The sequence below is a fragment of the Burkholderia sp. TSV86 genome (assembly GCF_001522865.1).
Lineage (GTDB): Bacteria > Pseudomonadota > Gammaproteobacteria > Burkholderiales > Burkholderiaceae > Burkholderia.
Genome location: NZ_LOWB01000069.1, coordinates 111230 through 121245 on the forward strand (window position 1 = coordinate 111230; position 10016 = coordinate 121245).

At 66.3% G+C, this 10016-nt stretch carries 9 protein-coding genes and 1 riboswitch; of the genes, 6 read left to right on the plus strand and 3 right to left on the minus strand.

From position 1 onward, the window contains the following. Nucleotides 1–146 precede the first annotated feature (146 nt). A complete protein-coding gene (locus WS68_RS09850) occupies nt 147–1343 on the plus strand; it encodes an MFS transporter (RefSeq protein WP_059570609.1) in 1197 nt (398 codons plus the stop codon). A gap of 326 nt (nt 1344–1669) precedes the next feature. Here WS68_RS09850 and WS68_RS09855 read toward each other — a convergent pair whose 3' ends face one another. The 3 genes from WS68_RS09855 to WS68_RS09870 all read right to left on the minus strand — a co-directional run bounded on the left by WS68_RS09855 (nt 1670) and on the right by WS68_RS09870 (nt 4207). Further along, nucleotides 1670–2605, minus strand: coding sequence for an EamA family transporter (locus tag WS68_RS09855; RefSeq protein WP_059570610.1), 936 nt, complete (start codon nt 2603–2605; stop codon nt 1670–1672). Nucleotides 2606–3003: 398 nt separating this feature from the next. Continuing rightward, a complete protein-coding gene (locus tag WS68_RS09865) occupies nt 3004–3846 on the minus strand; it encodes a DUF1223 domain-containing protein (protein ID WP_059570612.1) in 843 nt (280 codons plus the stop codon). 13 nt (nt 3847–3859) lie between these two features. Then, entirely contained in the window at nt 3860–4207 is a 348-nt protein-coding gene (locus WS68_RS09870; protein WP_059570613.1) for a hypothetical protein, read from the minus strand. Nucleotides 4208–4385: 178 nt separating this feature from the next. Next, nucleotides 4386–4502, plus strand: a riboswitch (TPP riboswitch). Between the two features lie 162 nt (nt 4503–4664). Between WS68_RS09870 and thiC the strand changes: the two genes are divergently transcribed. The 5 genes from thiC (at nt 4665) to WS68_RS09895 (ending at nt 9993) form a co-directional block, all read left to right on the plus strand. Beyond that, nucleotides 4665–6581, plus strand: coding sequence for a phosphomethylpyrimidine synthase ThiC (gene thiC, locus WS68_RS09875; RefSeq protein ID WP_059570614.1), 1917 nt, complete (start codon nt 4665–4667; stop codon nt 6579–6581). A gap of 321 nt (nt 6582–6902) precedes the next feature. Beyond that, nucleotides 6903–7115, plus strand: a complete 213-nt coding sequence (locus WS68_RS09880; RefSeq protein WP_059570615.1) for a glycine zipper 2TM domain-containing protein — start codon at nt 6903–6905, stop codon at nt 7113–7115. A 222-nt stretch (nt 7116–7337) separates the two neighbouring features. Next, nucleotides 7338–7592, plus strand: a complete 255-nt coding sequence (locus tag WS68_RS09885) for a hypothetical protein (RefSeq protein WP_059570616.1) — start codon at nt 7338–7340, stop codon at nt 7590–7592. Between the two features lie 166 nt (nt 7593–7758). Beyond that, a complete protein-coding gene (locus tag WS68_RS09890) occupies nt 7759–8691 on the plus strand; it encodes a DMT family transporter (protein ID WP_059570617.1) in 933 nt (310 codons plus the stop codon). A gap of 12 nt (nt 8692–8703) precedes the next feature. Beyond that, nucleotides 8704–9993 (plus strand): sensor domain-containing phosphodiesterase, encoded by a 1290-nt coding sequence (locus WS68_RS09895; protein WP_059570618.1) that lies wholly within the window; start codon nt 8704–8706, stop codon nt 9991–9993. Nucleotides 9994–10016: the final 23 nt, after the last annotated feature.

Here is a 10016-nt window from a genome sequence, read left to right on the forward strand (position 1 = left end):
GCTTAAAACCAGCTTAACGAAGCGACCGTCAGCGGACTTTCGCGGCCTCCGGTATGATCGGCGCTCCGGCCTTGCGCCGTCCCGACTCACCGGCCCGGCCGCGCATGCCGCGCGGCCGGGCGCGTCGATTCTTCCGTACACGCGTCATGCCCGCCTCGAACCCTGTTTTCACCGATGCGCCGCGCCATGCCTCGCGCGGCCTGTTGTTGCTGCTCGCGGTCATCGCGGGCGTTTGCGTCGCGAACATCTATTACAACCAGCCGCTGCTCGACAGCTTTCGCATATCGTTTCCAGACGACGCAGCATGGATCGGCGTCGTGCCGACCGCCACGCAGCTCGGCTACGCGACCGGCATGTTCGTGCTTGCGCCGCTCGGCGACCGCTTCGACCGGCGCACGCTGATGCTGGTGCAGATCGCCGGGCTGTCGCTCGCGCTCGTCGCCGCCGCCACGGCGCCGACGCTCACCGTGCTCGCGGCCGCGAGCCTCGCGATCGGCATCCTCGCCACGGTCACGCAGCAGGCCGTGCCGTTCGCCGCCGAGATCGCGCGGCCCGCCGAGCGCGGGCAGGCAGTCGGCACCGTGATGAGCGGGCTGCTGCTCGGCATCCTGCTCGCGCGCACCGCGGCCGGCTTCGTCGCCGAATATTTCGGCTGGCGCGCGGTGTTCGGCGCGTCGGTCGCGGCGCTCGCCGCGCTCGCGGCCGTGATCGCGATGCGCCTGCCGCGCAGCACGCCGACGTCGACGCTGCCCTACGGCAAACTCCTCGCGTCGATGTGGCAGCTCGCGCGCGAGTTGCGCGGGCTGCGCGAGGCATCGGCAACCGGCGCGGCGATCTTTGCCGCGTTCAGCGCGTTTTGGCCGGCGCTCACGCTGCTGCTCGCCGGCGCACCGTTTCATCTCGGCCCTCAAGCAGCAGGACTGTTCGGCATCGTCGGCGCCTGCGGCGCGCTCGCCGCGCCCTATGCAGGCCGCTTCGCAGACAAGCGCGGCCCGCGCGCGATCGTGACACTCGCGATCGCGCTCGTGGCCATATCGTTCGTGATTTTCGCGTTGTCGGGGGCAAGCCTCACGGGGCTCGTGATTGGCGTGATCGTGCTCGACATCGGCGTGCAAGCCGCGCAAATCTCGAATCAATCGCGCATCTACGCACTCAAGCCCGAAGCACGCAGCCGCGTGAACACGGTCTACATGGTCTGCTATTTCGTCGGCGGCGCGATCGGCTCGTGGGCGGGCGTTACCGCGTGGCGCGCGATGGGATGGCTTGGCACCTGCGCGGTCGGGTTGCTGTTCGCGCTCGTCGCGGCGTTCGTTCACTACAAAGGGCGGGCGGATACAGCGTAAGCGCGCGCGGCGCGGCGTTTGGTTTGGGGCTTTGGGGCTTTGGGGCTTTGGGGCTTCAAGTCTTCGGAACGTTTGAAGACCTCGAGTTCGACGAACGATCTTCAAATCGGGGCGACGCTGCTCAACGCATTCGTAGCGTCAAGCCCCCGAGCCGCATATCGAACCATCGGGCCGTTCCGACGATTCGCCACGCGGCGGCGAATACCGCGCGCCCATACCGGAACCGGAGTGCCGCGGCCAACGGCAAGCACGAGCCGCCCACCACCACCGCCGGATTGCATGACCGCGCGCGACGGACGGCGGGCGCCGGCCGTCGCGCGTGAACGCTACTGCGGCTGCTTGCGCGCCGGATCGAAGATGAACGACAAGCCGACGCTACCGAGAATCGCCACCGTCGCGATCACGGTCGCGAGCGTCACCGGCTCGCCGAGCAGCAGCGCGCCGAGCGCGACGGCCACGACCGGGTTCACATACATGCAACTGCTCGCGATGATCGGGCTCGTATGGCGAATCAGATAACCATACGCGACATACGCAGCCATCGTGCCTGCAAGCATCAAATAAACGAACGCGGTGCCCGGCAGCAACGCGACGTGCTCGATGCGCTCCCCGAGCAACCACGCAATAACCGTCGAGGCCGCGCCACCCAAACCGATTTGAAGCGCCGTCGATAAAAACAGATCCCGCGGCAGCGCGAGCCGCGCGGCAAGATGCGCGCCGCCCGCCCAGAACAGCGCGCCCGCGAGCACGGTGATACTGCCGAGCGTCGAGCCGGGCGACGACGCGCCGCCCGAATTCAACACGATGATCCCGGCCATCCCGAGCCCGACGGCCGCCCACTCGCCGGCGGTGACGCGCCGCCCGGCAATCGAGGCGATCACGGTCGCAAACAGCGGCACGGTCGCGACCATCACGGCCGCCGAGCCGCTGCTGACGGTTCGCATCCCGAGCGCAATGAATCCCGACGACAGCGTGACGAGCATCGTGCCCACCAGCACCGCGTTGCGGACTTCGACAAACGTCGGCCAGACGGGGCGCCGACGCATCGCGAAGATGAACAGCCCGATCCCCGCGAGCAGATTGCGCAACCCGGACAGCATCAGTGGCGGGAACGAGCCGAGCGCGACATGCAGCGCGAGGTAGGTCGAGCCCCATGCGAAATAGATGAACGTCAGTGCAAGCGCCACCCGGCCGCCGCGGCTGCGCGGCAGACGAGGCTGATGGCGCTTGACGAATGCGAGCAAACGGTCGAATGGTGTCATCGGTCAGCTTGCCTGCGCGAGATTGCGCATATCGACGCAACGCGCGATATGGCCTGCCGGGCAAATCGCCTGAAGAACAGCGGCGGGTGACTGTATGCGAAATGGCGAGACGAGACGTGCGACGGCAAACATGACCGATGATGGCGGAAGATGATTGAAGAGCTTGAACGAAAACGGGCGCGGCCGAATGGCACGACGCTGCGCGGACATTATGCATTAAGGAATAGAAAATAATTGTCAAGCCGATTCGAATGCATATTCGGTGATGTTTCGGCGCGACATTTCATGGATGCGAATGCCGTTTTCGATGAACGGCCGATATCGACAACCCACCGCAGCGCGCCATCGCCCACCGCCGCCATCGCCACCGCCATACGCCGTTGTCGCATTTTCACTATTTATTGTCGTTTTTCAGCAGGTGCGATCGTTCCCAGCGAGTCCGCGCACAAACGCAGATCGACCGCCTGCAACACATCGCCCGTATCGGCATCCTCGGCGAACGCGACAATGCCGTAACGCGCCGCATCGTGCATGCGCCAGCCGTCGGGATACGGCACGCTGCGCCGCACGTCGAGCCTCGCCGCCGGCGACGCGAACGGGCCGATCCATTGCCGCACGACGCGCTCATGGCGCAGCGTCGCCCCGCGGTTCTCGCCCGCGCGCACGTTCGAGGTCAAGCCGTTCTCGTACAACGCAACATATGCGTTGAGCGCGCGCGGCGCGCCGTCGCGCGCGACAACCGACAGCACGACATCGAGCGCGTGCGGACCCAACACCGCCGCAAGTGCAATCCCGATACGCGCAAGCTGCGCCGCCGTCGCGGCGACACGCCGCGCGAACGCGTCCGCATCCCGCCAGTCGCGCATTTCACGGCCAGCCACCGCGATTTCCGGCGTATAGACAAAGCCGCCGCGGTGCTTGGCCGCCAGCGCGGCCTGCCGCTCGGCGAAGCGATGCTGCGCGAAGCGATCCGCCCAGCCGAGGCCATCCCAGTAATCGACGTGCAGCGCAAGCGGCACCACACGCAGCGCCGTGCGCTGCGCGGCGAGCCGCGCGAGCCAGTCGTCGGCGCTCGGGCAACTACTGCATCCCTCGCTCGTATAGAGTTCGACGAGCACCTGCCGGCTAGCCTCGCTGCGCGCAGCGCACACGGCGTCTGCCGCATCGGCGGCGCAGGCCGCGCCGAACGCAAGCGCCGCGACGGCGATACGCATCGATACCGGAAGCCGCGGTGGCAACATCACGGCGTCGATCTCAGTTCGTCATCGGGCTCGACTCGCCCGGCGGCATCGTCTTTTTCATCGCGCTCGCCGACGCATGGCGCTTATGCATCGCATGTTTCGACGCACGCGCCGACTTCATGTGCATGCTGTCGCTCGCCATCGCGTCGCCGGGCATCGCGGTTTTCGGCATCGCACCTTGGGACTGCGGCATTGCGCCGTTGGGCATCGCGTCGGCCCGCATCGCTCCGCTTTCCTTCGGCATCGCGTCGGCCCGCATCGCACCACCCTCCTTCTGCATCGCCGCGTTTTGCGCAAGCGCGGCTCCAGCAGCCAGCGCAAATCCGGCCGCACAGGCCCAAGCCATCAGGCGCTCTTTCATGGGATCACTCCGTCGTTTTTGGTTGAGGAGCCGAATAGTCGCCGCGCGCGCCCGGATATGACAGGCCGCGTGCAAAAAATGCCGCGCCGCCAAGCCGCGCGGCCCGCAACGCGCACGGCGGCAAGCGAGCGATCCGCCCCCGGTTGAAACCGTTGCCGTCCCGGTGTATCGTGTGCGCTTGCTAACGCGGGGGTCCTGCGTGGCGATCGGTCTGTCGATTGCCGCAGCGGGTGAGAAATACCCTTTGAACCTGATCTGGATAATGCCAGCGCAGGGAAGCGTCCGGGCTTCGTCACAATTGCGTCAGAATCCCGTCGCATTGCGAATCTCGTCTCCTGCTTAGCGCCCCGCTTCAGCTTTGAGACCAGAGCGCGCTGCGTGAGACCGGCGTCGGTGCTTGAGCACTCACTCCGGTCGACACACGCGAAAGCGCCCACTCTGATCGATAGGAGATCGCATGAACGCCAACCCCAAATTCCTTTCCGCCGACGCGCGCGTCGACGCCGCCGCCATCGCGCCGCTGCCAAACTCGCGCAAGGTCTATGTGACGGGCTCACAACCGGACATCCGCGTGCCGATGCGCGAAATCACGCAGGCCGATACGCCGACGAACTTCGGCGGCGAGCGTAACCCGCCGATCTATGTGTACGACACCTCCGGCCCGTACACCGACCCCGACGCAAAAATCGACATCCGCCAGGGCCTGCCCGCGCTGCGCCAGCGCTGGATCGAGGCGCGCGGCGACAGCGAAACGCTCGCGGACCTCACGAGCCAATACGGCCGCGAGCGCGCGGCCGACCCGGCCACGGCCGAGCTGCGCTTTCCCGGCCTGCACCGCCAGCCGCGCCGCGCGAAAGCGGGCGCGAACGTCACGCAAATGCACTACGCGCGCTCGGGCATCATCACGCCGGAGATGGAATTCGTCGCGATCCGCGAAAACCAGCGCCGCGCCGAATATATCGAGAGCCTGAAGGCGAGCGGCCCGAACGGCGCGAAGCTCGCCGCGATGATGGGCCGTCAGCATCCGGGCCAGGCGTTCGGCGCCCATGCGCTCGCGGAAATCACACCTGAATTCGTGCGCGACGAAGTCGCGCGCGGCCGCGCGATCATTCCAGCGAACATCAACCATCCGGAATCCGAGCCGATGATCATCGGCCGCAACTTCCTCGTCAAAATCAACGCGAACATCGGCAATTCGGCCGTCACGTCGTCGATCGGCGAGGAAGTCGACAAGATGACCTGGGCGATCCGCTGGGGCGGCGACACGGTAATGGATCTGTCGACCGGCAAGCACATCCACGAAACGCGCGAGTGGATCATCCGCAACAGCCCGGTGCCGATCGGCACGGTGCCGATCTACCAGGCGCTCGAAAAGGTCAACGGCCGCGCCGAGGATCTGACCTGGGAAATCTTCCGCGACACGCTGATCGAGCAAGCCGAGCAAGGCGTCGACTATTTCACGATCCATGCCGGCGTGCGCCTGCAATACGTGCCGCTCACCGCGAACCGGATGACGGGCATCGTGTCGCGCGGCGGCTCGATCATGGCGAAGTGGTGCCTCGCGCATCACAAGGAAAGCTTCCTGTACGAACGCTTCGAAGAAATCTGCGAAATCATGAAGGCCTACGACGTGAGCTTCTCGCTCGGCGACGGCCTGCGCCCCGGCTCGATCTACGACGCGAACGACGAAGCGCAGCTCGGCGAGTTGAAGACGCTCGGCGAACTCACGCAGATCGCATGGAAGCACGACGTGCAGACGATGATCGAAGGCCCCGGCCACGTGCCGATGCAACTGATCAAGGAAAACATGGATCTGCAGCTCGACTGGTGCAACGAAGCGCCGTTCTACACGCTCGGGCCGCTGACCACCGACATCGCGCCGGGCTACGACCACATCACGTCGGGCATCGGCGCGGCGATGATCGGCTGGTTCGGCACCGCGATGCTGTGCTACGTGACGCCGAAGGAGCACCTCGGCCTGCCGAACAAGGACGACGTGAAAGAAGGCATCATCACGTACAAGCTCGCCGCACACGCGGCCGATCTCGCGAAGGGTCATCCGGGCGCGCAGGTGCGTGACAACGCGCTGTCGAAGGCGCGCTTCGAATTCCGCTGGGCCGACCAGTTCAATCTCGGCCTCGATCCGGACAAGGCGCGCGAATTCCACGACGAAACGCTGCCGAAGGATTCGGCGAAAGTCGCGCATTTCTGCTCGATGTGCGGCCCGCATTTCTGCTCGATGAAAATCACGCAGGACGTGCGCGAGTTCGCGGCCCAGCAGGGCGTGTCCGAAGCCGATGCGCTCACCAAGGGGCTCGAGGTGAAGGCTGTCGAGTTCGTGCAGAGCGGCGCGCAAATCTATCAGCGCCAGTGACGCCCGCGCGGACGGCCACTCACTCGAAAGCCCGCGCAGCGCGGGCTTTCGTTGTTTTCGTGCGCGATGCGCGCGAGGCGCCGCGCGCTCGGCCGCGTTCGCCGCCGACGCTGCCCGCGCATGCCGGGCCGGACTGCCGCAGGCGCCCGGGGCGCCGAAACATTTGATTACGAAAGCGCGAACGCCCTAACAAGTCTTTACAGCGCAACCGAAGCCGCCCGCGTAGATTTTCAGACGTAGGCAGCGTGACGAAATACGCGTCTACGCGTCTCTGTTACGTCACTTTTATCCGAGACGACACTTTTATCTGAGGATTGGACCATGAAATCGATTCGGCGTATTGGGGTATGCGCGATGCTCATCGCCACTGTCGCGGGCCTGTCGGCGTGCGATACGATGACCACTCAACAGCGTAACGCGGCGATCGGCGCGGGCATTGGCGGCGTCGCCGGCGCGGCGCTCGGCGGCAACACGCTGTCGACGGTCGGCGGCGCGGCGGCAGGCGGCCTGATCGGCAGCCAGGTCGGCAAGTAACGCCGTCGCGGGCCGGGCGCGTGTGGTTCGACGCCGCCCGGCGAACCACACGCGCCGGCAGCCCGGCGTTTGGCGCGACAGCGGCGGCGCGCGTCGCTCGCATCCTACGTGGCGCGGCGGCTTCGCGAAATGATCGGTTACCGTTTCACACAACGTTTCATCTAAGACCGATCTAAGCTCGAACACATCGAAACCTGCCCCGCACGCGAGCGCGCAACCATCATGTACAAGACCCTCCTCGCCACCACGGCCGCGAGCCTCGCGCTCGCCGGATGCTACTACCCGTATGGCTACTATCCGGCCGGCTACGCCGCTGCGCCCGTCGAAACCGCGCCCGTATATACCGCGCCCGCGTATGTCGCGCCGGCCTATCCGAGCTATTACTATCCGGCGCCTTCGCTGTCGCTCAATTTCGGTTACTGGGGCGGGCATCGGGGTTATTGGGGCGGCGGTCGCGGCTACTGGCGCCACCATTGAGCGCGAGCCGCCCGTGCGCGCGCAGCGGACCGTGGGCGCCGTTGCGTTTTTCTTCGGTCATTGCCGGTTGATCGGTTGTTTCGTCTCAGCATGAAACGTTGGACGACAGCGCGGTGTAAGATGCTTTGAGCATTTACCTCCACCCGCCTCCCGTCCAGTCCTGCCGATGAATTTCAAGAATGCACTCCTGCTGATCGTCCTCGCCGCGCTATGGGGCGCGTCGTTTCTTTTCATCCGCGTCGGCGTGGCCGAGTTCGGCGTCGCGCCATTGATGGCGCTGCGCGTCGCAATCGGCGCGCTGTTCCTGATCGCCCTCTCGCTCCCCCGCTACCGCCCGCGCGAGCTTGCCGCGGCGCTGCGCAAGCATGCCGGGCCGCTGTTCGTGGTCGGCGTGCTGAACTCCGGCGCGCCATTCTGCCTGTTCGCGTTCGCCGAGCTGACGCTGTCGGCAGGCGTCACGTCGGTCATTAATGCGACCGCGCCGCTCTGGGGCGCGCTCGTTGCGTATCTGTGGCTCAAGGAAGCCCTGCCGCTGCCGCGCGCGCTCGGCCTCGTGATCGGTTTCGCGGGCGTGCTCACGCTCGTCTGGGACCAGGTGTTCTCCGCGCACGGCTCGGATCAGGCCGCGCCCGCCACGGTCGCGCTCGCCGCCGCAGCCGCGCTCGGCGCAACGCTGCTGTACGGCATCGCCGCGAACTATACGAAACGCAAGCTCACGGGGGTCGACCCGCTCATCAGCGCGACGGGCAGCATGATCAGCTCGACGCTCCTGCTGGTGCCATTCGCACTCGCGACCTGGCCGGCGGCGCCCGTCTCCGCGCACGCGTGGGAAGCCGTGCTCGCGCTCGGCATCGCGTGCACCGGCATCGCCTATTTCATCTTTTTCTACCTGATTGCCCATGTCGGCCCGGCACGCGCGATCACCGTCACGTTCGTGATCCCCGTGTTCGGCATCCTATGGGGAGCGCTCTTTCTCGGCGAGCACGTATCGACCGGCATGATCGAAGGCGGCGCGATCGTGCTGCTCGGCACCGCGCTTGCGACCGGTGTGATCAAGCGGCTTCCCGGCGCCGGCGCCAGGCATAGCGAGGCGCGCTGACGCTGGCACGCAATGGGCAAAGCGCCGGAGTTCTCGCTCGAGTGCCTGATCTCGCGGCTCATCGCCTGCGACGACGGCTGGTGCGCGCGCTATCACGACGCGATGCTCGCGAGCGTTTTCCAACCGGTGATTTCGCTTACGCACAAACGTGTCGTCGGCTATGAAGCGCTCGTGCGCGCCACCGACGCGAACGGCGCATATGTCACGCCGGAAGCGCTGTTCGCCCGCGCGCAAGCGCGCGGCGAAACGGTGCTGCTCGATCGGCTCACGCGCTGCCTGCACGCCGCGAACTTTGCTGCGCAGGACACCGGCCAGAGCTGGCTGTTCCTGAACGTGCTGCCGCAAATCTTCGTGTCCGGCGGCGCGCCGCGCGAATTCATCGAGACGCTGTGCGCCCGCTTCGCGCTGCCGCCGGCGCGCGTCGTGCTCGAGGTGATCGAACAGCCGTCGCGCGACGAAGTCGCGCTCGCGCATACGCTCGACGCAATCCAGCACGGCGATTTTCTGATCGCGATCGACGATTTCGGCACCGGCTTTTCCAACTTCGATCGCATCTGGCAAATCAAGCCGGACATCGTGAAACTCGACCGCTCGATCGTCGAGCACGCGCTCACGGCCAACGATGCGCACCGGCTGATTCCGCCGCTCGTCACGATGCTGCATCACGCGGGCGCATTGGTACTCGCGGAAGGCGTCGAAACCGACGACGCGCTACAGCTCCTGATGGATGCCGACGTCGATTTCGTTCAGGGCTTCTGCTTCGGCCAGCCCGGCCCTTCGATCGCACACGCGAGCGCCCAGGTAAGCGCATGCGTCGAGGCAGCATGGTCGCGCTTCGCCGAGCGGATGCGCCAGCGGTGCAACAACGCGCAGCCGGGTGTCGACACGATCGAGCGTATCGTGCTCGCGGGCGCCGCCGATTACGCGGCGACCGGCGATCTGCGCGGCGCCGCGCAACGCATGTTCGCGCATCCGAGCGTGCGGCGGGTGTTCGTCGCCGAAGCGAACGGCGATCAGATCGAACCGTCGATCGCGTCGAACACGCCACGCGCGGCAACACGGCGGCTCGCGCCGCTGATGTCGGATCTGCACTGCAACTGGTCGCGCCGCGCGTATTTCCAGCGCGCGATCGCCACACCAGGACGCGTTGCGCTGATGGGGCCGCACGTGTCATTGACGGACGGCCGCGACTGCTATACGGCAGCGGTCGCGATCCTGCTCAACGCCACGCTGAAGGTGTTCTGCGTCGATCTTGCCTCCGCACCCGGCATCGATGCCGGCGCACACCTGGCCAGCGCGTAGCCGCGCGCGCCCGGTCACTTGCG

Bases quoted from the DNA above. Each gene is read 5' to 3' on its own strand.
- WS68_RS09850 (WP_059570609.1), top strand. From the start codon at position 147: ATGCCCGCCTCGAACCCTGTTTTCACCGATGCGCCGCGCCATGCCTCG.
- WS68_RS09855 (WP_059570610.1), bottom strand. From the start codon at position 2,605: ATGACACCATTCGACCGTTTGCTCGCATTCGTCAAGCGCCATCAGCCT.
- WS68_RS09865 (WP_059570612.1), bottom strand. From the start codon at position 3,846: ATGTTGCCACCGCGGCTTCCGGTATCGATGCGTATCGCCGTCGCGGCG.
- WS68_RS09870 (WP_059570613.1), bottom strand. From the start codon at position 4,207: ATGAAAGAGCGCCTGATGGCTTGGGCCTGTGCGGCCGGATTTGCGCTG.
- thiC (WP_059570614.1), top strand. From the start codon at position 4,665: ATGAACGCCAACCCCAAATTCCTTTCCGCCGACGCGCGCGTCGACGCC.
- WS68_RS09880 (WP_059570615.1), top strand. From the start codon at position 6,903: ATGAAATCGATTCGGCGTATTGGGGTATGCGCGATGCTCATCGCCACT.
- WS68_RS09885 (WP_059570616.1), top strand. From the start codon at position 7,338: ATGTACAAGACCCTCCTCGCCACCACGGCCGCGAGCCTCGCGCTCGCC.
- WS68_RS09890 (WP_059570617.1), top strand. From the start codon at position 7,759: ATGAATTTCAAGAATGCACTCCTGCTGATCGTCCTCGCCGCGCTATGG.
- WS68_RS09895 (WP_059570618.1), top strand. From the start codon at position 8,704: ATGGGCAAAGCGCCGGAGTTCTCGCTCGAGTGCCTGATCTCGCGGCTC.